Here is a 22,867-nt window from a genome sequence, read left to right as displayed (position 1 = left end):
TGGGATTCGATGACTTTTATCACTGCAATAAAAACACTGTTGAGGCCGTTGCCCCTGGCACTCGCCCTCGGCTGTACGAGCTTGACGGCGCAGGCGTTCGTTGAGGACATCACCGCCGTGTTTCGCCCTGATCCGACGAACCCGATGAGTAACAAGTTCAAGAATACGACGGTGCACAGTGGCGTATGTGCTTGGCACCGGCCGGACCGGTGTGAGGCCCTGAATATCTTCAGTATTCGTAACGAAGGCTTCAGCGCCGCCTCTGCTGGGCCGATTACGGCCGGTCATACGGACCCGCGTCAAGGTGCCTATTTCCAGGTGCCGTCATCCTGGCGCGATGTGCAGGTGACCCACACTGACACTGGCGAAATAGAAACCGTGCAGATGCGCATCGCTGGCATCGGCACCCGCTGGGATGTGGCTTACCCTCCAGGTGTAAGCGCATGGGTCAGCCCCGGCAAGGATTGGGCGTACTATTGGGGCACTGGCGCACCGCCTTGCCAGGGTCTGAATTACTTGGCGGCATCAGCCTCCTTCGCATTGTTTTTCTGGGTTGTTCCTGAGGGGGCGGGCGCCTGCAGCGTCACCGCGGGCTACGATATTCCGTGGATGCAATACAGGCATCTTGAATACGCCTATGAACTCAAGACCCCCAACCCGCTGACCATGGCTGCGGGTGAGTACCGTGGAAGTGTGAATTACAGCATCGGGCCAGGCGGTGATTTTGACTTGGGTGATGTGATGGTTGTTGACGACAACGTTGCCACGTTCAATTTCACCCTTCAGGTAGAACACATCCTCAAGGTCACCCTACCTCCGGGCGGCAACCGTGTCGAACTGCTCCCCGAAGGCGGCTGGCAAGCCTGGCTCAACCGCGGGCGGCAACCCTCGCGATTGTCCCGTGATCAGACCTTCAGCATTTTCTCCAGTGGGCGTTTCAAGATGACCCTTGAATGCGGCCTGGCGATCGGCAACACCTGCGGCCTGCGCAACGGCGCGGGCGATGAGGTGCCGTTGCAGGTCGCGGTCAGTTTGCCGTTTGGCCTGCACAACCAGCGCGACGAGCCCGTAAACCGGCAGCCGTTACGCCGGGATGGGGTAGGCACCGAGTTGATCCAGTCCGTGCACTACGTCAACAACCGCCCCGGCACGCTGCACTTTCAAGTCGACAAAGAAGACGTGAGCGACATGCTCAAGGCGCCCGGCAGCACTTATTCAGGCGTGGTCACCGTGGTCTGGGATTCTGAGGTCTAGGCGGGTTTTGCCCGCACATAGGCCCGCTGTCGTGGCGGGCCGCGTTCAATCAACAAGGCGTAATCAACTATGAAACATGCAGTGCTATGGGCCGGGCTTTTCCTGATGTCGTTGACAGCGCAGGCGGGGCCGGCAATCAACGTCGGCGTCGTGTACGACTACCTGGAAGGCGACCGCAGCTCCTACCTCAAGCGGGTATTCAACGGCGGCACCAGTACCGCGTTCATCAAGGTCAATGTGCTGGAGATTATCTATAACGCCGACGGTACCTCTCGGGAAGTGCCGGTCGCCTCGATGACCGACGCCAAGGGCAGCACCACCAATCGCGACGGCCTGATGGCCAGCCCGGCGCGCCTGATCGTGCCGGCCGGCGGACGCCAGGGCACTCGTCTGTTGTACATGGGCCAGCGTGACAAGGAGCGTTACTTTCGTGTGCGCTTTATCCCCGTCGTGCCGGAAAAGGAAGATGACTTTTCGGTCACCGACGCAGAGCGCAGCGAATACAAAAAAGACCTGGCAGCCGGGGTCAACGTCATGGCGGGCTATGGCACGGTGTTCTTCGTGCGCCCCAAGGATACCCGCTTCGATACGCAGATCAGCGAGACCGCCAGCCAGTACACCCTGCGCAATGCCGGCAACAGTACGGTCGTGCTCGATGAGTTCAGGGACTGTTCAGTGGCAAAGAAAACCGACTGTGAACCCACCACCAAGCACCACATCTTGCCTGGCCGCCAGCTGGTATTCGAGAAGAAAGTCGAACGTCAATTCAGCTTCCAGTTGGTTGAAGGCCGGGACAAAAAACCGATGAAGGTCACCCGATGATATTTAGACAATTGACGCGACTGGCGGCGCTGATGGTGCCGTTGACCCTGGGCGGGCAAGCGATGGCGTTTCAGGAACGCCAGAGCTTTGATGTGTCGGTGACCATCCCGATCCACGAAGCCTATGTGTTGCCTTCCGAACCCGACTGGATGGGGCAGGATCAGCTGCTGGCCTGGGACTTGGCGACCTCCCGGCTCGGCCGCCTGCGCAAGAACTTCGACGTCAAGAATCTCAATGGCGGCGTTGCGGCACGCCTGGGAGACGTGCCCTATCTGTTGAGCGGCAATGACCGTATCGATTTGCGCGTGCTGTTCAACCGGGTGCCCCTGACCCTGGACTCGACCCAGGTACTCAGCGCTGACGAAGCGGGCATGGGCCGGCGCGTCGAGCTGGATATTTCGGCGATCGAGCCGCAGGGGGGGTACCAGGGCGGGGCCTACTACGGCACGGTGCATCTGATGTTTGATTTTCTTGCGCCTTGAACGCCAGGGCCGCATCAAGCTCGGTTTTTACGTGCTCCGGCCCGGTTCAGCGCAACACGCGTCAGATCTCGCAGCCACTGATTGTGCCGGTACCCCAGCTCATTGAGTGCTGTGTCGTACTGTGTTGAACTCATAGGGTTGCCGGATAACACGCTGTCTTCGTCCAATCCCAGGGCTTGCGCCAGGCCGCGCAGTTTTACCCGCTGGGCTTGCCGATCAATCTCCGGCAGCTCCTGTGACTGCGCGTATTGCGCTTGCAGTGCTTGTAATTCATCGAGTTGGAGGTACTTCAAGTCGAAGGCTGTGTCATTGTTCCATTTGGCGGTGGGGTTGTGCTGCTCAAGGTAACGCTCCCAACCTTTGTCCAACAGCATCTGGTTCACCAGCCCGTCACCCTCTTCCAACCTGGCTACTGCGGCGGCCACCTTTTCGATCTGCGCGGGGGTTACATCGGCGAGTGTGCGGTAAGTCATATGGGTCGATAGCCACGGCAGGTCCAGCCGGTCTGCCAGGGTGCTGCGATAGGCTAAGTGAATGCCGGCCTCGTCGACCTCGCCATGCTCGCCGTCGATGACCTGCGACCATAGCCGTTGCCCCAGCCCGCCCTGATCTTTGGGTTTGAGGCGGTGGGCGATGTCTTCACCAATGGCTTTGCCCATATAGGCATCGCGCGCGGCTCCGCGGGCCAGCACCACCAGCCTGGCCTCGAGTTCTGCCGGTGTGGTGCTGGTTCGATAGGCTTCGCTGGCGAGTACTTCGACGCCCAGTTTCTGGAATATCAGCGCGCCGGCGTCGGGGCACAAGCCGGGGTAGCGAGTATCCTTGAACACGCGCTCGCGCAGGTTGCTGTCGGCTTCGACCGCCCTCAGCAGGCGCCATACCCTCTGGCTCAGCTCAGGCCGGTTGTTCTGATAGGCCAGGCGGTCTTCCTCGGCCTGGAACTCGTCCGGCTCTTCGAGCGATTTGATCACCTCAAACAGACCCTGAGAGCCGGGTTCCTTTTCAATCGCGTCCCACAGCTGCCGGTGCTGCTCATGCTCCTCAGGCTTGATGTCACTCAGCCAGGGTGCGCTTTCACCTCTAGGCGCGTAGAAGCGCAGCGGGTCCAGCCCCACAGACTCGCGGTATTCAGCGAGCAAGTCCTGAAAGTCCGAGGTGAGCCTGCTCTGGTCCAGGCGGGTACGGGCAATGATGTCGGCATCATCCGAACCTGGGGCGACATGGGGTAACTGGGTGATCGGGTTCTCGCTCAGGTCCAGTTGGAACCCGCGCGCGCGTGAGCGACCGACGAGCCCGACGGGCCAGTCCTTTATTTGCGTATTGCGCAGGTTCAGCAAGGTCAAGGCCGGCATTTGGCTGATATCCGGTGTTTGCCCCAGTGGGTTGCCGGCCATCTCAAGCTGTTTGAGACGCTTGAGCCGTCCAAGTGTTGCAATGGCGGCATCGTCCAGAACCAGGGCATTTGCTTCCAGATGCAAGCGTCGAAGACGTTTGAGCTTGCCCAGGGTCGCAGGTAACTGGGTGAGCTGGTTGTGACTCAGATCGAGGTCGCGCAGATGCGGAAAATTGTCTAGAAAGGCGGCGTGGTGATCGGAAAAATCACAACCGCGCAGGTCCAGGTCGCTGATGTGATTCAGTGGCACGTTAAGGGTGGGCAGTTCGTCGGGCATGGGCGTATTGAACAAGTCCAGAGCGATACCGCCGCGGTGTTCGAAGCTTTCGTCCAGATGCACCGTCAGGCCATTGCTCCAGCCATCATAGAGGCGGGTCGCGACTTGCGCCCGGCGTTTGCGGACTTCGGGCTCCAACAGCGTGCCCGCCCTGGGCGTTGGACCCTTTATGTAGGCGTCGAGCTGATTGAACAACTGCCGTTTTTGCGACTCCATCTGCATCAGCGTTTGCTCGCCTTCGGCTGTGCTCATCGTGATTGATAAGCGTCGAACGCTGTCGTTGCTCATCGCGGGCAGTAACTGTTTGATGCGTTCTTCAATGGTTTTGGGTTGCATGTCATAGCTGTCGACCCGGGACATTTTGCAGGATGCGCCTCCGCCCAGCAGCACCTCGGTCTCGGGAGCGGGCCGCATGCGTAAGGGCGGCTCAGCCAATGCCAGGCGTCGCTCGGCCGGTGCATGGTTATGTTCGATCACCCACTGCCTGAGCTGTTCACCTTCGCCGACGGTGTAGGGCGGGGAGCGCTGCGGATCCTGCGCCAGGGTCCAGAGCAGGGACTCGTACAGCGTGGTGGCTGGGTTGAGTGGGTTGGCATCGGCGTCGAACACGGTGTAGGTCCCGTCTGCGCTGCGTGCCAGTGTGCGGGCCTGCGGCGCGTCGGGTTCACCGACACTGCAGCGCAACGGGCCGGTGGGGCTGTTGTCCCGGATGTCGATGTTCAGATGGCTGAACACGTCGCTGTGCAGGCGCAGGGTATTGAGCACCAACCGTTCGCTGTGCGCCGAGGGTTGCCGGGGAGGGTAAAGCCCTTCGACAGCGCGGCTGGCCTGATGGTCGAAGTCCAACTCCCGTGCCAGGCTTTTGAGGCGCAGGGGCAGGCGCTGTGTGTCGTTCATCACCGTTGTTTCTTCAGGCCAGGCCTGCTTGAGCAACGCGTTCGCACTGCTCAGCGCCAGCTCGGGAAAGTCCTGGCGCAACAGGGCCACGTGTGGGTCGCTGCTGGCTTGGCCCAATTGGTAATGACTTTTGGCGACATGCCCGCCATAGCCCTCTACGTAGTTCGCCAGTTTATTGCGCAGTGCCTGGGCCTGTTGAGCCTGGGGCAAGGTTTCACCCAACAATGTATTGACCTGATGCTCGTCCAGAAAGCCCAGCACGCGCTCGGGCAGCCTGGCAGCCATCACGTCAGCCAGGCTGATGCGCAGAGTATCGGCGGGCGCGGCGTGGGTATCGCCGTATTTGCGCGACTCGCCGCTCAGATCGCTGTTGTGAAACACCTCCAGGGCTTTGCTCGGCGGCCAGCCGGGGAGGTCGGTAACGGCTTGTTCGAACCAGTAGGAATAGGGGGCGAGTGTCTGGCCCGTACGTATTTTCTGGACCGACGCTTGGGCGAATCGATCTGCGCTAAAGCGTTCGATGCTGTCGGCCAGCAGCGGCGGGGACGGCTGGTTGCGCGCATACATGTGGCGCAAATGGTCTGGCTCGCTGCCGCTGATGATACGGATCTGTTCAAGCTGCTCGTTGGTGAGCGCCTGGGTAGCCGGGCTGATGCGGCGCATCAGCGTGTGATCGTCCCAGCTGCGCGGTTGTTCGCCTTCATGTACCCAGGCGCCGTGACCATTGAAGCGCACTTTCGGTTGATAGGCGTGTGGCCGGCGGGGGTGCACGATTCGGTGATGAGGCAACTGCGGGTCCGGTTCTACCTGGTAGTGATGGTCGGCATGGGCCAGCCAGTGTTTCTGGGCATGCTGATACAAACCCTGTGTATCAGCGGCGATGCCTTGGGGCAGGCTGATGGTCTGCTGGTAAGGCGAAAGATCGGGGTTCCACAAGCGCTTTTCACCGCCATCCAGCGTCACCGGGTGCAGGCCCTCGACGAAGGGCGACAGCTTGAGGGTGACAGCCTGGCCGACAGTACCGGCCCCCGCCCAAATGCCTAGTTGCACCACCGTTTCCACCACGTCCATGACATGCCCGATGGCTTCCAGTCCGTTGCCTTGCGCCCAGTCAACAATACCTTCGAACACATCGCTGGCCACCTGGTAGGCGGTGTAGGCGAGCATCAACTCCCCCAGGAACGGCACGAAGGGGGTGACCACCAGGAGCGCCGCATTGAAAATATCCGAGAGAATCTTGCCCAGGTTATCCCACCAGGCCCAGCGCGCCATCAAGTCGGCGTAAGCGGTGCTGATCGCCACTTCCCGGGTATCGTTGACAATTTTATTGACGTTGACCCGGTACAGGTAGTGCCACAGCGTGTCAGGCTCCGAATGCCCGGAAGGCGCTCGGTTCTCGTGGTCGTCAAAAATGTTTTGCACGCTGAAGTGCAACCGCGGCGTGTCCACCGCGATGGTTTGCCAACTGGGGCCACTATCGGTGCGCTTCTTTTCGTGCCACTGCACCTTGAACAGGCGGCTTTGCAGCTCGGCAAAAAAATGCCCGCGTTGTTTATGGTCGACAAATCGACTGAAAAACTGACGGTAGGTGGTCTTTGCAGGCGCTTGGCCGTGGGCATCCAGGGTGGCGGTGCTGTCGCGCAGTTGGCGCGTCAACTCATTCATGAATTCAATCGGCGAGGGGTACTCCTTCAACGGATGCTCCGGGTCTTCAGGAACATAGGCAATCAGGCGTTCGATGTGTTTGTCGCTGCCCTGTGGCGCGGCAATCAGCACGATACCGCTGAGCCGGGCATCCAGCAGGCTGAGGTTGTAGTACTCCACCGGTATGCCGTCCAACGCTGGGTCGGGCTTGTCCTCGACAATATCGAACAGCAGACGTCGGGCGTCCTCCTGGATATGCTGCTGCGGCCAGGCGATGCAGGCGGCGTTTTTCAGCGTGGCCTTGTCGCAGGCAATCACTTTGCGCCGTAGCGTATCGGCCTGGACTTGATTGCCGAAGCCAAGGGTGCGCAATAACCGTGTCTGGTATTGGCGGCCCATATCCAGGGTGCGGCACAGATTTTTGAATACTTGCGCGGTCAGGGGCTGGCCGCTGGTATTGGAGGTGAACGTCAGGAAGGGCTGCTGGCCACGGGCGTCGGGCTTGGACAAGAACCCATAGTCGGCAAACTGCTCGCTGGCGGAAAAGTTATGCAGAGCGGCGTCCAGTAACGTTACGGTCCGGCTGGTTACGCCTTTGCGAACGCCAATGACCCACCAGCTTTTTTCGGCGGGGGCATACAGGCGAATGAACGTGTTTTTTACATCAATGTCGCCGTATTCACGCAAGGCCTTTTTGAGCAGAGGCTCTGCGAATGAGTACACGTCCTTGATGTATTTGAAGTGTTCATCCAAGGCATTCCTGGCGGTCCACTGCTCGGCCATGGCCTCTGTGGAAACCGTATCTGCGCGCGTGTCGAGCGACTTGAGTCGGGTGTAGACAAAAGGGCTTGCGGCTTTCAGTGCGCGAGCGCGTGTCAGCGTGGTCGCGCTGAGCCAATGTGGAATGGAGCGCTGGATGACATCAAAGTGCATGCCCTTGTGGGCATGGCTCGCAGCCTGTGGGTAGGGGCGTTCGAAGAACATGGTTGTGTTGCCTTGAGATGAGTAGTGGGGTGGTCAACCCGATCTACACTAATCACCCTCATGAAAAGTCCAGGCATACATAACCACTACTTAGCCCCTCCCATATTCACACCGCGACCATCAGTTGGATACTTATCAGTTGTCAGGCCGTCACGGGAGCAAGCGCCCTCGCCACAGGTTCGGCGGCGCACACAACGTTAGGCAGGGCCGCGCATCGTGTGCCTGCTTACGAAGCGCGGTTGCTACGCCCCGTGTCACGGGCGAGGGCCTGGCGGGTCAGTTGGCGCAGCCATTCCTTTTCCTTGTACCCCAGGTCGTTGAGCAGCCCGTTATACACCTCATCGGACATGGGCTCGTCGGCAAATACCACACTGTCCGGGGCCTGGAGCGCTTCGCCCAGCGTGCGCAATGTGTCGCGCAGCAGGGCTTTTTTTTCCGCTGTCAGCTCGTCTGCTCGCGCCCATTGGGCCTGCGCGGTTTGCAGGTCATCGAGTTGCAGAAAACGTGTGGAATACAGCTGGTCATTGTCGCGCAATGCCTGGTCGTGGCTGTTGCGCAGATACTGTTCCCAATAAGGTTCCAGCAACATTTGATTGACCAATCCGTCGCCTTCACTCAGCGCCAGCACCTGGGTGTAGGCGTGGTTGATTTGCTCCTCGCTGACGTTGGCCGTTGCGCGATACAGCATGTGGTTGGAGATCCAGGGCAAATCCAGCCTGGCCGCCAGGTCGGTCTGGTAGGCCAGATGCACATCGACTTCGTCGACCTCTCCTGGCACGCCGTCGCGTACATCCGACCTGAACCGTTGTCCCTGCCCGCCTTCGCTCACCGGTCGCACGCGTTGGGCGATGTCTTCACCAGCCACCTTGCCCAACAGCTTGAGGCGCGCACTGCCTTTGGCCAGGGTCACGAGTTTTTCTTCACACTCGGCGGCGTCTTGTGAGTAACGCAAGGCTTCACTGGCCATGACCTCGATCCCCATCTCATTGAAGATCTGCGCACCGGCGTCGGCGCACAGGCCTGGGAAACTGGACATCTTGAACAGTCGTTCGCGCAACGGGGTGTCTTCATGGGCGGCGCGTATCAGTCGCCAGACTCTTTGCGTCATGGCCCTGCGGTTGTTGTCGTAGCGCAGGCGGTCCTCGGCCTGTTCAAAGAACTCGGGAAGTTCAAGGTAGCGGATGACTTCGAAGAAACCCTGGGATCCATGCTCGTGTTCAACCGCATTCCATACCTGCTCGGCGATGGGGCGGGTTTGCGCGTCAGCCTCCAGCATCCATGGGCCGCTGTTGCCCATGGGTTCGTAGGTGCGGTTGGGGTCCAGGCCGGCAGCGGTCCGGTAGTGTTCGTAACGGGTAAGCGCCTCGACCGTCAGGGCGTTTCGATCCAGGCGTGCGCGGGCAATCACACGAGCCTCGGGCGTGCCTGCGGTGGCGTCCGGTAGCGCGTCGATGGGATTGGCGCGCAGATCGAGCAAAAATTCGTCAACACGAGGTTGTGCAAACAGGCCGCGTGGCCATTGGGTGATCGCCGTGCGGCTCAAGCCCAGGTGGCGCAGCGCAGGCATCAGGCTGATGTCGGGTGCGAGTACCAGCGGGTTGTTGCTCAGTTCAAGACGTTCCAGGCGACGGGCTTTCCTCAGGCTGCGAATATCGTCGGGGCTGAACGTCAGGTCATTGCCGCTCAAGTCGAGGTCTTTGAGCAAACGCATGTGCACCAGCGCCGGCGGAAGATCCATGAGCTTGTTGTCGTGCAAGTCCAGGCTGCGCAGGGTGGGGAAGTGTTTGAGAAAGTCGCTGTGTGCTGGGCCAAATTCGGTATTGCTCAGGTTCAGGGCGGTCACATGTTCGAAATTGGCGGTCAGTCGAGGCAGTGTCGATGGCAAGGGCCAATGGTGCAGATCCAGGCGGGCACCGCTTTGAGGGTGGCCGTAAGCATCGGTGTGTTGTGCAAATCGATCGCCCCAGCATCGCTCGATGGCCACGGCTAAATGTCTTCTCCTGGCTCGTTGCACACGGTCATCTCGACTGCCTCTGGCGTGTTGTGTCGGGCTGTCTTTCCAGGTTTGCAGCTCGACATGCAGGCGTTGTTTTTCTTCGGTCAGCTCGTTGAGCAGATTGCGCAGGTGTCGAGGAGGGACGCTGTCGATAAACAGCTCAAGGCGCTGTTCGTCGAGTGTGGGAAACAGCAGCTGCAACGTTTGCCGGGCATGTTGAGCGTAGGTTTCGACAGGGGGCTCGGCGCAGCGGCTCACACCGCCGCCGCCCAGCAGTTGCACGGTTTCTCGGTCGGCCCGACGGTAGGTCGGAGGCTCGGCCAGCACCACACGCCGTTCGGCCAGTGATGCGACCTGGTCCATCAGCCACTGTTTGAGTTGCGCGCCTTGGCCTGGGTGGTAACCCAGCGCCTGGGCTTTATCGGCGGGTAATGTACCGAGCACCGCCTCATACAGGTCTGTGTGGGAGGACAGCCGCGTGCCCGCTTCATCGAACAGGTCATAGCCACGTACGGTCGGCACCAGGACTCGTCGAATCGTCGCTTCGACAGGGCCGGCCTCACAACGCAAGGTGCCGGTGGGCGTCTGCTCGCGGATTTGAAGGTGCAGGTCGGCAAAGCTGTCGCTGTGAACCTTGAGGGTGTTCAGGGCCATCCGCTCGGTGGTGACCGGCAAGGGCGGTGCCGCATAAAACCCTTCGAAGGCCTGCACCGACTGCGCGGCCACGTCCAGTTCACGGGCCTGGTTATGCAGGCGCAAGGGCAAGCGTTGCTCTGCCATGCTTGTATGCTCTTCGCTGCTGGCAGTACTGAGCAGGCGTGTCTGCATGGCCGTATCCAGATGTGGGAAGGATTGGCGCAACAGCAAGTGCTCCGGGTCGTCCGTCATTTCCCATACCTGCCGGTACACGTTGTCGGTGAAATCCCGGCGCCAGTGCAACACGTGATCTGCCAGTAGATCTCGCAGGTGTTGCACCCGTTGCGATTGAGCAATGTCGCCACCCAGCAGTCGGCGGCTCGCTTCTTCATCGAGAAAGCCCAGGACATGTTCGGGCAACTGTCCCGACATCACTTGAGCAAAACTGAGGGGCAAGGTGTCTGCCGAGGCTGCGTCGGGGTTACCGACTTTGATGCTGCGTCCCGACAAGTCGGGGTTGAGGAACACTTCGATGGCTTTGTCAGAGGGCCAGCCGTCCAGCTCGGTGACCGTTTGTATGAACCAGTCTGATGAAGGGTCCGACGCCAGCGGTTGGCCGGTGCGGATTCTTTCGCTGGCAATGGCCGGATAAGCCTGAGCCTCGAAGCGCCTGAGCGTGCCCGCCAACAGCGGCGGCATGGGCTCGTGGTACAGATGCATGGCGCGCAACACGGCCTCGTCGGTGCCGCTGGCCCGGCGCATTTGTTCCAGCTGCTGATCGGTGAAACCTTCGACCCGATGTCCCAGGCGACGCATCAGGGTGGCGCTGTCCCAGGTTTGCGGCTGCTCTCCTTCATGCAATACCGCGCCGTCACCGTTGAGAAATACCTGCGGGCGATAAGCATCCGTGCGTGTTGGGTGGTTGATCCGATGCTCTTCGGTATCGGCGTCGGGCAACACCTCATAGTGCTCGCCGTTCAGTGCCAGCAGATGCTTGCCTTGATGCTCATGCAGGCCCGACGGCGACGGCAGCGAGTCGGCAGGCAGGCCATGCGCCTGTTGCGCGTAGGGGCGCAGGTCCGGGTTCCATAATTTGAGTTGGCCGTCGGGCACGCGCACCGGGTGCAGGCCGTCGACAAACGACGAAGGCTTGAGCTGGATGACCTCACCGAGTTTTCCCGCGCCGGCAAAGAGCGCTGCCTGGATCAGGTTCTGCGCCACGTCGAGCAGGTGTTGTGCCGCTTCCGTGCGCTGGCCTTGAGACCAGTCGACAATGCCTTCAAACACCTCATCGAGCACTTGATAGGCGGTGTAGGCCAACATCAGTTCTCCCACCAGGGGCACAAAGGGGGTGATCAGCAGTAGGCTGGCATTGAGCAAGTCCGACAGCACCTGCTGCAAGTTATCCCACCAGGCCCAGCGGGCCAGGTGATCGACGTAGGCTGTGGACACTGCCATGTCCCTGGCGTCATTGACGATCTTGTTCAGTTGGACACGGTACAGGTAACGCCACAGGTTGTCGGCGGCCGGGTCGTCCGAGCGGTTCTGATAATCCTCGGTGATGTCCTGCAGGCGAAATTGCAGGGTGGGCCGTTCGGTCTTCTGGCTGAGTCGCGCATTGAGCTGTGCGAAAAACCGGCCGCGCAATTGGTGAGGGACAAACTGGCTGAAAAACTGCGGGTAGGGGCCAGTGGTTTGCATGGAGCTGCCCTTCAACTGGCGGGTCAGTTCTCGTACAAAAGCGATGGGGTCGGGGTATTCCTTGACGGGGTGTTCAGGGTCTCCCGGTACATACGCAATGAGCCGGCCACTGGCGGGTTGTGCCATGAACAGCAGGATGCCCGTGAGTGGGCAATCCAGCAGGCTCAGGTTGTAACTGTTGATGGGCAGGCCATCGAGCCGCACGTCGGCGCGTTCTTCGATCAAGCCCCGCACGGTCTCCAGTGCATCGGCGCGCAGATCGCCTTTGAGTTGCGCCAGATGGGCCGCGCTCTTGAGGGCGGCCTTGTGGGCGCTGACAGCCTCATCGCGCACGGCGACTGCAACGGGTGGGTTATCGAACCCCAGTCGTTGCCGGAGGCTGGCCTGGTAACGAGCGCCGATGTCCAGGCTTCGGCAGATGTCTTTGAAGGTGTCTGCGTCAAGTCGAACGCCCGTGCGGCGATGGGGGAAATGCAGGATGTCTTGTTGCCCACGTGGGTCTTGTGCGCTGAGAAAGGCAAAATCGACAAAACGGTCTTTCGCGGAAAAGTTACTCAGGGCGGCATCCAGCAACGACAGGGTTTTGCTGTGTACCCCTCGTGTGACATTGACCGTCCACCAGGCCAGGGCGGCATCGGTATACAGGCGCAAAAAGATGTTCTTGACGTCAATGTCGCCGTAGTCAGTGAACAAAGCCGCTTTGAGTAACGGCTCGGCAAACGCGTAGAGATCGTTGATATCCCCCAGGCGTTTGTCCAGGGTGTTCTGGGCCCGCCAATGCTCGGCAATGGCCTGTTTGAGTGGTGAGTGAGCCTCGGTGGGAGCGTGCGGATAAGGTCGCGCCAAGGGCAGTTTTGCGGTTCTGAACGTGTTGATACGCGCCAGGGACGCGCCTGTGAGCCAGTCGGGCACGGCGTTTTTCAGGTGTTCGATATGGCGGCCCTGAAAACTGTCCGTCGTGGCTGGGGGGAGCAAAATGGGCATTTCTTTTAACCTGAATAGTCCTTTAAAGGCTTTGGAGTCTATTCAGCTGAATGCTTGAAAATAAGCTTGAAAAATAAAACCCAGGGCCCTGGAAGCGGGCGTTTTGGATCAATAAACCAGGAGTAAGCTACAGCGGGTTACCACCCTGGTGCGGCTGTCATCAAGGCAGGCATGCGCTCTGACTCTCGCCTTGCAGATAAGGCATCAATAGCGGTGCCATGCCTTTGAGCACTTGTACCGGCAACGCCGAGGTGAACTTGAAGCCCTGCGCCGAACTGCCTGGTACGAACGCGGTGAGTGTGCCGAAATGCCGCTCGCCGATGTAGAACACGAAGGTGGCGGTGCGGTTGATCGCCTTGGAACTGATGATGCGTCCGCCCGAACCGATCGCTTCGATGCGGTTGTCGCCGGTGCCGGTCTTGCCGCCCATGGCCAGTGGTGTGCCGTCGGCCTGTTTGAAACTGCCGGCGACGCGTTTTGCAGTGCCGGCGTCCACCACTTGGGATAACGCGCCGCGCAAGGCCGTGGCAACTTCGGAGGGCATGACACGATGCGCCCGGTCGGGGTCGTTGATCACGCGGGTGTCGTACGGTGTACCGGCGGCAAAGTGCAGGCTGTCGATGCGCAGTACGGGGATGCGCACGCCGTCGTTGAGGATGATGCCCATCAACTCGGCCAGCGCGGCAGGGCGGTCGCCGGAGCTGCCGATGGCGGTCGCCAGGGACGGCACCAGATGATCGAAGGGGTAGCCTACGTCCTTCCAGCGTTGATGAATCTCCAGGAACGCTTCGATCTCCAGCATGGTGCGGATACGGCTGTCGCGTGCGCTCTGGTGGCGGCTCTTGAATAGCCAGCTGTACACCTCCTGGCGCTCGAACTGGCTGGCCTTGACGACTTCGCTGAACGTCGCTTCCGGGTGGTTGATCAGGTAGCCCAGCAACCACAGGTCCAGTGGGTGCACCTTGGCGATATAGCCCTGGTCGGGCAGGTCGTAGGCGCCGGGGCCGTAGCTGTCATAGAGTGCATCGAGGCGCTGGTCGGTCAGCCTTTGCTCGCCCTTGGTGCCGGCCAGGCGCGCGCGCACGAAGCTGTTGAAGCTGTCGCGGCTGGCCTCTGGCAGCAGATAGCGGTGGACCGCGGCCAGGCGGATCGCCGTGGGATGCAGGCTGTCGAGGAAGGTTTCCAGGCGCGCCTGGGTGTCTTTCTTCTGGTATTTCTTCCAGAACTTGAGCAGGAACGTGGTGCCTTCGCGGTCGGCGAATTGCGCCAGGTATTCCTGACGGCGCGGCTCGTTGTCGTCCTTGAGCAAATGCGCGCTGTTGTTGGCACTGGTGTAGGTGGTGTAGCGCACCAGATCGCGCATCAGGCGGATAAAGGGCAGGTTGATCGATTCACGCAGGGCGTCGCGCAGGGTCGGGTTGCGGCCATTGTCTTCGTTGCGAAAGTTATGGAAGCGGTGCAGGCCACCACCGGTGAAAAAGCTCTCGCCCGGGCTTGCCGAATAGGTGCGGTCAAGCGCAGCGTCGAGCATGTCGGCCAGGGATCTGCCGGGGTTTTGTAGCAGGTAATCGACGGCCCAACGGCTGATGCGGTCCTGCTCCGCAACCTCGATTTTTTTCAGTGCCGCAGGTGTTGCGGCGCCGTAGCGCTCATGCAGTTCGGCGACGATTTGCAGGTAAGTGGTGAGCACCCGCAGCTTGGCGGTGGAGCCCAGTTCCAGTTTGCTGCCGTTGTTGATGTCGAAGGGTTGGTCCGTGTTGTCGGTCTGCACCCGTACCCGTGCGCCATCATCGGTGCGCTCGAACAAGGTGAAGCTGTAGCGTACCTGCGGGGTACTCGCCGGGGTGAGCAAGCGCTCGCCGAGTAACCCGACTTCGGCGGCATAGTCAGGGGAGGCAAGGCGTTTAAGGTAGGCGGTGACTTGCTCTTGCAACTGGCCCTGCAAAGTACTGGTGGCCGACAGGTCCAGGCGGTCCAGGTCGTACAGTGGGCGGTCGAGCAGGGCGGCCAGGCGGCTGCGCGCGACGCTGATACCTTTGTTGGTCTCGACTTTCTGCAGGGTTGGCTGCTGCTGCCAATCACGGTAGCTGACCTTGCTTGCCAGCGCCGCCGTCACCCATTCGGCCGGCACCACACCATTTTGCGCCAGCAACCGCAAGTGGCTGTCGGTCAGTTGCACCAGGTCGTCACGGCCCTTGGTCAAGTAATAGGAGGGGCGGCGCTGGGCGATGATCAGCGAGAGCACTTGGCGCAACGCCAGGCCGCGCGCTGCGAGGCTGGCCGGGGTTTGTGCGGTGTCGTTCAAGGCCCGGTTGACCTGGGCAAACTCGGCGCCGTACCACACCCGCAACCCCTCGGCGATGCCATGCACTTCGCCGTGCCCAGGGACCGCCGACAGGGGCACGCTGTTGAGGTAGTCGCGCACTACGTTTTGCCGTGCGGTGAGGGTGTCGGGCCCGTTCTGGTAGGCGCGTACGCTGGCGGACAGCATCTGGCGGATCTTTTCGCTGCCCGACAGGGTCAAGCCGTCCGGGGAGTGACGGTACTTCTCCAATTGCGTCGCCAGGGTGCTGCCGCCCGCCGATTGCCCTGGCAGGTGCAACTGACGGGCGACTTGCGACCAGGCAGCCTTGGCAAAGCGCGGCCAGTCCACGGCGGGGTTCGCCTGGGGCGGGTCAGGGTCGAGCAATTGGCGGTTTTCAATGAACAGCAGGCTGTGGACCATCAGCGCTGGCACCTCGTTGAAGTGCTTATACAGCTGAGGCGGATAGTTGAATTGATAAAGCGGTGCGGCGCGGCAGTCGGTGATGGTCAATCCGGCTTGCAGCTTTTCGGCATAGAGAATGAACAGGCCGTGGCGGCTGTAGTCCATCAGCGCGTCGGAAAAGCGCGCCTGGGATTCGATCAGATAGTTGCGCTTGAGCAGGCGCGGCAGGAACTCGCCCAGGGCGCTGTAGCCCAGGCGCCGATCGAACGGACCGTCGCCGGGGTACATCATGGCATCGCTGGCGCCGGGGGCCACCGTGTAGGTCAGTTGGGCCGCCCACTGGCTGAATGTGCGGGCTTGCCAGTGGGCCGTGTGCATTTCACGGGTGGCGGCAAACCCCAGGGCGATCAGGGCCATTAACAGAATCATCCAGTAGAGCCGGCGCCACGACTGGGCGGGTTTGAGTTTTTTTGCCAGCGGCGTGGCTGACGGGCTGTCAGCTTGCGCCTGGTGTGAGTCGGTTTGCCACAGTGCGCCCATAGTCGATTGACCATTCTTATAGATTGATCGGACTTGTCTGAAGCGTAGACGCTGATTGACTGCACTACGAAGTTTGTAGGGCGCTAAAGATCGAGTCGTCAGACGGGAGGGTAGATAACTACCGCGTCGCCAGGATGGCAGCGGGTAGCGTTCGTGATTTAAACCATCATAGAGCTCTGCCATGACCCTTTCCGACACCGCTTCAGGCTCGCCGCGCCAAGCCACCATTGAGCAAATCCAAACCTTGTTCGGCGAGCCGCCGAGCCTGCTCACAGTCGCGAACGACAGTGTCCAGGCTTATCTGGACGAGCATTTGGGCGCGGGAAAATGGCAGGTTGGCTTGATTTACATCGCCACCCCGACCGATGACGACGACGCGCTGGCCTACCGGTCTTTGCCCGAGTGGGTGCTGCAACGCTTGGCCAGCAGCAAGCCCTTGCTGTTGGTGGCGGACTATCACGTCGTGGTGCAGCGCGTGCGGGAAGTGTTTGTGGTCGGTGGCCCGACCCTCAGCGAGCTGGAGCCGCTGCTCAATCGCTGCGGCGCGGGGTTGTTGGGGGCGTATGCACAGCGCTTGCAAGCCTGGTGGCGTGAGGCGTTGCCGGTGGAGATGACGCGTTGGGGCTACCTGTCGGATGATCTGCTGACGTTGCTGTACGATGCCGGCAAACCACCTGGTTTCAATGACGAGGGGTTTGCCCGGCTGTTCCCCAAGACCCTGCTGCACCCGACGCGGCCCGACCGCGAGTGGAGCGCCCACGGTGAGGCGTTGCGTGTACAGGCGGTGTTCCTGGCCGGCGCGACGCCGTTGATGTTGCCGTTGCTGATCCTCAGCCACGGGCAACAGACATTGCTGTTCAGCCCGGCCAGCGGTGTTCATCCATTGGGCAGCATCGACGATGTGGCGGCGTTGTTACCGGCCTATGTGCCCGAAGACGCCGACACTGAGCAGTGGTTTGCCCAGGACGTGGAAAGCGATCCCTTCGATGCGTTGGCCGCCAGTTACCTGGCGCTGCAGCTGCGGGAAATCGATCGCATCGACCGCAACCTGCCCCTCGCGCCGGGCCAGCACCAAGCGTTGCTTGCGTACATCACCAACCCCCACCGCTGGTTTGTTGCGCATCTGAGTGCAGGCCAGCGCAAGCTGCGTGAGGCCCTGCCGTTGTGGCTGGTCCATGCAAACCGTGACGACAGCATCACCTACGCACGTCTGGTCCAGGCGCTGGTGCTGGCCCGTGAGCACAGTGGCGGGCAACATTTTCTGGACGGGATTGATTCAATCCAGGTGTTTGCCGACCGGGCCTTGCGCACCTGCCTGCAAGCCGAACCCGCCGCCAAAACAATGCGGCCCGCCGACGTTCAGTTGACCTTCAACCGCGTGATTGCCGCGGCGATTCCGGTTTCCGGGGGCTTTGTCGCCGGTGAAGTCGACACGGTCACAGTGAGCCTGACCGAGTTGGCCCTGGAAAACCTGGCCGGCTTCCCCCACACCGTCACCGAGATCACCCTCAAGGGTGCCCAAGCCCCCAAGTGGTTGACCTATGGCCTGCTTCAAGGTTGTGTGGAAAAAGCCGATGTGGGCCAGGCCTACCCGGACCTATTGAAGAAAAAGCTGCTGGATGACCCGTTGGAGCGCAGTCGTCGCTCAGGGTTGTTCACACGCCAGTTACGGGTGCAACTGCCGATGCTGGCGCTGGAACTGAAACTCAAAGGTGAGCACGGCCTGACTCAGGAAGGTGTCGACCGCCTACAGGCCGCGTTGCAAGCCAGCCTTGCCGAGCGCAAGGTGCAAGGCCAGGCGATGACGTTGTGGCCGCTGGCATTCAAGGCTTCGCCTGAAGCTGCGCAGGATGTGGTCACTAATCACTTCATCATTGGGCCGGCTACCGGGAGCGCTGGCGTTCATCTGCTGTACCGGCCCTTGCTCAAGCCGATGTTGCAAGGGTTCGAGTCGATCAAGGCTTTGTTTGACGCCATCAAGGCTAACGGCCCGCTGCAGGATGAGGTGCTGACGTGGCTCGCCCCGGCACGCCAGGCGGTGTATGCCAACGGCGGCTTCCTTGAACCGCATATCCGCCGCTTTTTACCCGGTGATGAATTTACGCTGTACGAGAAACCTGCCCCGGTCCAGCTCAGCAAACAATTGAACGACGAGGACGCTTGCAGCCTGGTCTTTGAGGGCACGGCCCAGGCCCTGGTGGCTCTGGCTGACCGGCAATCGGTATCGAATGCCGAGCAGCGCTGGGCCAGGCTCAAAGAGGTGGGGTGGCTGCTGTTCGGCAGCGTCCTGCCGTTTGCCAGCGGGCCCTTGCAACTGGGGGGGTGGCTGGTGCAACTGATCGACAGCCTGCAGCAAGACATTCAGGACTTGGCCAGCCAGGATGAACAGATCAGGAACAAAGCGGTCATGGACGTGTTAAGCAATCTGATGGTTGTCCTTGCCCATCAAGCCACGCCCCATGATCCTTTACCGCCACTGCAGCTGGAGCATCCGGTGTTCGCCCCCCTGGCCCGAGCCACTGCCACCACCAGGGTGCCCACACGTGGCGCACCGCCCGCGACGTTCAGCTCACCGACCCGTTGGAGTAACGCCCGCGATACCCTGACCGCCGCGCAACATGCACGGGCCCGTGACTTGAGTCTGGGCACGTTCTCAGGCGGCTGGGACCACGCCGAGTCAAGCGGCCCGCGCCGTGGCTTGTTGCGTGACACCGCTTATTCGCCGCCGCAATGGCGAGCCTTGGTGCGTGGGCATCTTTATCGGGTGGTGGACGAGTCGGGCGCGTGGCGGGTGATCAGCGCCGATGGTGCCCAGAAAGGGCCGTGGCTCAAGCCGTTGGGGGACGGGCATTGGGATTTCGATGGGCGCTTGCGCTTGGTCGGCGGCAATGCCGATGCGGCGATGGAGGCTCAGTTGCAGGCGCTGGAGCTTTCACTGCCACGCCTTGAAGAACAGTACCGTGAGGCTGGACGTTCGCGTGCCAAAGCGGCTGCCGCCATGCAGGTGGCGCGCAAGCTGGTGGTTGAGTCCAAAGATAAAATCGACGCCCAACAGCTTGCCAGGCTTGAGCAGCGTTACCAGCAGGAACTGCGCAACAAGGTCGAGTTTTCCGAGAAGGAACTGCAACTGCTCATGCGTCTGCGGGCAATCAAGCCCCGTCCCCGTTACGAGGAAAATCTGTGTGAAATACTCGAGTCGCTGATTCTCACCTTGCGATTGATGGACGCTGACACCCGTGAGCGCATGATCCAGATCAATCGGCGGATCAAACCTTTGTTGGATCTGCTGCAAGACGAAACCGATGACGAAGCCGGCTCCGACCTTAACCGTCAGGCCCATGCCAACCTGGAAAAAAACATGCGCGAACAGGTGGCGGCCGAGGACGCAGCTATCAGCAATCGCAAGTTGGAAAGCGCCTATATGGAGCAGTTGAACAGCGTTCCGCGCCTGGGCCGTGACAAAGCCCGGGCGCTGGACGCACAGCTGCCTTCGCGCCCCTCCATTCTGGATTTGCAGGCGTTGCAGGTCACCACGCTGTGGGGCATCACCATCGACATTGAAGGGCCGCCCCTGGAAGTGGAGTTTTTCGACAGCTTGAACCAGGTGATCAATCGTGCTCGTTGGGCCAGCCGCTCCCTGGCCGAATTGGAGAACCTGACCACCACGGTTGAGGAGCGTATCGAACTGCTTAAAAGCCTCAGTCATGTCTACGCGGTGACCGACGACCATATTCAGTTCTGGCGAGCCGTGGCACCGGATACGTTCGACTTGCCCAACCTGGAAAAGCTGCAGGCGCTGTTGGCCGACCTGCACCAGCAAGTCGATGGGCAACTGGCTGATCTGCTGGCACCGTTGCCTGGCGGCAGACAATCCAGGCAACCGAGGCCGCCCAGCGCAGCAGGGGCGCGGGTCAAAAAGATCATCCGCACCCGTAACCGGGATGTTTATGTGGCACGCATCAAGACGCCAGCGGGTACGGCAGAGCTGGTGGATGACAAAGGCAGTGTGCTTGCCACCTTCACCGAGGCTGAAGACGGCATATGGGAGCCGGTTGAGCCTGCGGCCCGGCGCACGGCCAACCCACAATTGGGCGCGCTGCTGAACAAGGGCCAGCGTTTGTTGGCGGATGTAGATATCGCCATCCTCAAGGTGCAGGCGTTATCCAGCCAATGTGAGCCTTCCTCTCTGCAAGCTTTGCTGGCGGCACAAGCCAACAGCCGACGGATGGTTGCCGCAGATATCGATAAAAAGCTGCGCAGCCTGAACTTGTCACGGCTGGCGGCGACCCAGTTGAACAATGCCAGGGTACGCGCCAGCGACCTGCGTGCCGCTGCGACACGTCTGGAAGCCGCTGGGGTGGAAGCCCGCGTGCGAGCAAGCAAGTTGAAGTTGAGTCGCGCCGAAGATGTGGACTTCCTGCATGGGCTCAATGAAATTCGCATCATCCGCGAGGGCGGGCGTGTGCCCGTCAAGGATAAGCCTCGGGACTTTATGCAGGTGTACGCGGTATTGGATGCACACAGTGAGCAACCTCTGTGTTACGCGCATTTTCACTATGAAAACCGCGAGGGGCCGGACGACCACTACACCGCTGCCCACCTCAAGAGCCCTGAACAGGAACGCCTCGGGCGCCAGGCCCAGGCCCAGGCCGAAGCCCAGGCGTTCGCGCGGATTCGCACCGGCCAGACCGGCCGTGTACAGCAGACCCTGGAGATCGAACGGACGAGCATTTCGAGGCTGTTGGCCAGGCGCTTGTTCTTTAGTGTTGATTGATTGTAGGGGTCAGTTCGCTCATGCCTGCGGTGGATGAGCGAGCCTAACCCGTAACAGGTTATGCAATACTCTGCGCCGTTTTACCCTGGGAAGGCCGGTCTAGAGGCCTGGTACTTCCCCCGTCCAAGGACTTTTTTACGGGGCATATCGCCAAATTTGTGTGTTTATAGAGTGAAATATCCTACCGCTTGCTTTTTATACTGACGCCCCGCTGACCTGGCCGCCTACGCCCGCCAGGCGGGTTTGCCCACGAGGCAGACCCGGTCAAGCCGGTGTATCGGCCTACACGCTGCTGCACCACAGGCTCGGTGGCTTAATCCAATAACAAAATGAGGTTGTATCCCTATGCCTGTCGGCAAACCACTGCCCCCTGGCGAGACCGCTCAAGGCGGACCGCTCAAACGCGAACTCGGTGAACGGCATATTCGCCTGATGGCGCTTGGCGCCTGCATCGGTGTGGGCCTGTTCCTGGGTTCGGCCAAGGCGATTGAAATGGCCGGCCCGGCGATCATGCTCTCGTACATCATCGGTGGCCTGGCCATTCTGGTGATCATGCGCGCCCTCGGTGAAATGGCGGTACACAACCCCGTGGCCGGTTCGTTCAGCCGCTATGCCCAGGATTACCTCGGGCCGTTGGCGGGTTTTCTCACCGGCTGGAACTACTGGTTCCTGTGGCTGGTGACCTGCGTCGCGGAAATCACCGCCGTAGCGGTGTACATGGGCGTCTGGTTCCCCGACACGCCGCGTTGGATCTGGGCCCTGGCGGCACTGATCAGCATGGGCACCATCAACCTGATCGCGGTAAAGGCTTTCGGTGAGTTCGAATTCTGGTTTGCACTGATCAAGATCGTCACCATCATTGCGATGGTAATCGGCGGCGTCGGCATCATTGCCTTCGGCTTCGGCAATGACGGCGTTGCACTGGGCATTTCCAACCTGTGGGCCCATGGCGGCTTCATGCCCAATGGCGTGCAGGGCGTGCTGATGTCATTGCAGATGGTGATGTTCGCCTACCTGGGCGTCGAGATGATCGGCCTCACCGCCGGTGAGGCGCGCAACCCGCAGAAGACCATCCCCAGCGCCATTGGCTCGGTGTTCTGGCGCATCCTGTTGTTCTACGTCGGCGCGTTGTTCGTGATCCTGTCGATCTACCCGTGGAATGAAATCGGCACCCAGGGCAGTCCGTTCGTGATGACCTTCGAGCGCCTTGGCATCAAGACTGCTGCCGGCATCATCAACTTCGTAGTGATCACCGCCGCGCTGTCCTCCTGCAACGGCGGTATCTTCAGCACAGGGCGCATGCTCTATAGCCTGGCGCAGAACGGCCAGGCGCCAGCTACCTTTGGCCAGACCTCCAGCAATGGCGTGCCGCGCAAGGCGCTGCTGTTGTCAATCTTTGCCTTGCTGCTCGGCGTATTGCTCAACTATCTGGTACCGGACCAGGTGTTCGTCTGGGTGACCTCCATCGCCACCTTCGGCGCGATCTGGACCTGGCTGATGATCCTGCTGGCTCAGCTCAAGTTCCGCAAAGGTTTGAGCCCTGCCGAGCAGGCAGGCCTCAAGTACCGCATGTGGCTGTACCCGGTCAGCTCCTACCTGGCGCTGGCGTTCCTGGTACTGGTGGTGGGCCTGATGGCGTACTTCCCGGACACCCGCGTGGCCTTGTATGTGGGGCCTGCGTTCCTGGTATTGCTGACTGTGCTTTACCATGTGTTCAAATTGCAGCCAACGGCTACCCATAGCACTGCAACGCGCTCGGTTTAACCTGTTGCAACG

At 60.8% G+C, this 22,867-nt stretch carries 8 protein-coding genes; 5 read left to right on the top strand and 3 right to left on the bottom strand.

From position 1 onward, the window contains the following. Positions 1 to 9: 9 nt before the first annotated feature. From BMH52_RS22500 to BMH52_RS22490, 3 genes are all read left to right on the top strand, one after another. Positions 10 to 1,254, top strand: a complete 1,245-nt coding sequence (locus tag BMH52_RS22500; protein ID WP_073845101.1) for a hypothetical protein — start codon at positions 10 to 12, stop codon at positions 1,252 to 1,254. A gap of 69 nt (positions 1,255 to 1,323) precedes the next feature. Beyond that, on the top strand, positions 1,324 to 2,076 hold the full coding sequence (locus tag BMH52_RS22495; protein WP_073845099.1) for a pilus assembly protein: 753 nt from the start codon (positions 1,324 to 1,326) through the stop codon (positions 2,074 to 2,076). Continuing rightward, positions 2,073 to 2,558: a CS1 type fimbrial major subunit gene (locus BMH52_RS22490; RefSeq protein ID WP_073845097.1), complete on the top strand. Its 486-nt coding sequence runs from the start codon at positions 2,073 to 2,075 to the stop codon at positions 2,556 to 2,558. Before BMH52_RS22495 ends, BMH52_RS22490 begins: the two co-directional genes overlap by 4 nt. Before the next feature lie 14 nt (positions 2,559 to 2,572). Here BMH52_RS22490 and BMH52_RS22485 read toward each other — a convergent pair whose 3' ends face one another. The 3 genes from BMH52_RS22485 to BMH52_RS22475 all read right to left on the bottom strand — a co-directional run bounded on the left by BMH52_RS22485 (position 2,573) and on the right by BMH52_RS22475 (position 16,317). Next, complete coding sequence (locus BMH52_RS22485; protein ID WP_073845095.1) at positions 2,573 to 7,753, bottom strand: NEL-type E3 ubiquitin ligase domain-containing protein; 5,181 nt, start codon at positions 7,751 to 7,753, stop codon at positions 2,573 to 2,575. Positions 7,754 to 7,979: 226 nt separating this feature from the next. Then, entirely contained in the window at positions 7,980 to 13,070 is a 5,091-nt protein-coding gene (locus tag BMH52_RS22480; protein WP_073845093.1) for a dermonecrotic toxin domain-containing protein, read from the bottom strand. 160 nt (positions 13,071 to 13,230) lie between these two features. Then, positions 13,231 to 16,317 carry a transglycosylase domain-containing protein gene (locus BMH52_RS22475; protein ID WP_073845091.1) on the bottom strand — a complete coding sequence of 1,029 codons (3,087 nt, stop codon included), beginning with the start codon at positions 16,315 to 16,317 and terminating at the stop codon, positions 13,231 to 13,233. Between the two features lie 181 nt (positions 16,318 to 16,498). Here BMH52_RS22475 and BMH52_RS22470 point away from each other — a divergent pair, with 181 nt between their 5' ends. Together BMH52_RS22470 and BMH52_RS22465 are read left to right on the top strand one after the other, a co-directional pair. After that, positions 16,499 to 21,091 (top strand): hypothetical protein, encoded by a 4,593-nt coding sequence (locus BMH52_RS22470; protein WP_073845089.1) that lies wholly within the window; start codon positions 16,499 to 16,501, stop codon positions 21,089 to 21,091. Between the two features lie 345 nt (positions 21,092 to 21,436). Beyond that, positions 21,437 to 22,855, top strand: coding sequence for an amino acid permease (locus tag BMH52_RS22465; protein ID WP_014717102.1), 1,419 nt, complete (start codon positions 21,437 to 21,439; stop codon positions 22,853 to 22,855). Positions 22,856 to 22,867 lie beyond the last annotated feature (12 nt).

The organism is Pseudomonas sp. BTN1, assembly GCF_001907715.1.
In the GTDB taxonomy this organism is placed as follows: Bacteria; Pseudomonadota; Gammaproteobacteria; order Pseudomonadales; family Pseudomonadaceae; genus Aquipseudomonas; species Aquipseudomonas paracarnis.
Note: the sequence above shows the minus strand (reverse complement) of the source record. Positions and strands in the feature narration are given on the sequence as shown.

Bases quoted from the DNA above. Each gene is read 5' to 3' on its own strand.
- BMH52_RS22500 (WP_073845101.1), top strand. From the start codon at position 10: ATGACTTTTATCACTGCAATAAAAACACTGTTGAGGCCGTTGCCCCTG.
- BMH52_RS22495 (WP_073845099.1), top strand. From the start codon at position 1,324: ATGAAACATGCAGTGCTATGGGCCGGGCTTTTCCTGATGTCGTTGACA.
- BMH52_RS22490 (WP_073845097.1), top strand. From the start codon at position 2,073: ATGATATTTAGACAATTGACGCGACTGGCGGCGCTGATGGTGCCGTTG.
- BMH52_RS22485 (WP_073845095.1), bottom strand. From the start codon at position 7,753: ATGTTCTTCGAACGCCCCTACCCACAGGCTGCGAGCCATGCCCACAAG.
- BMH52_RS22480 (WP_073845093.1), bottom strand. From the start codon at position 13,070: ATGCCCATTTTGCTCCCCCCAGCCACGACGGACAGTTTTCAGGGCCGC.
- BMH52_RS22475 (WP_073845091.1), bottom strand. From the start codon at position 16,317: ATGGGCGCACTGTGGCAAACCGACTCACACCAGGCGCAAGCTGACAGC.
- BMH52_RS22470 (WP_073845089.1), top strand. From the start codon at position 16,499: ATGACCCTTTCCGACACCGCTTCAGGCTCGCCGCGCCAAGCCACCATT.
- BMH52_RS22465 (WP_014717102.1), top strand. From the start codon at position 21,437: ATGCCTGTCGGCAAACCACTGCCCCCTGGCGAGACCGCTCAAGGCGGA.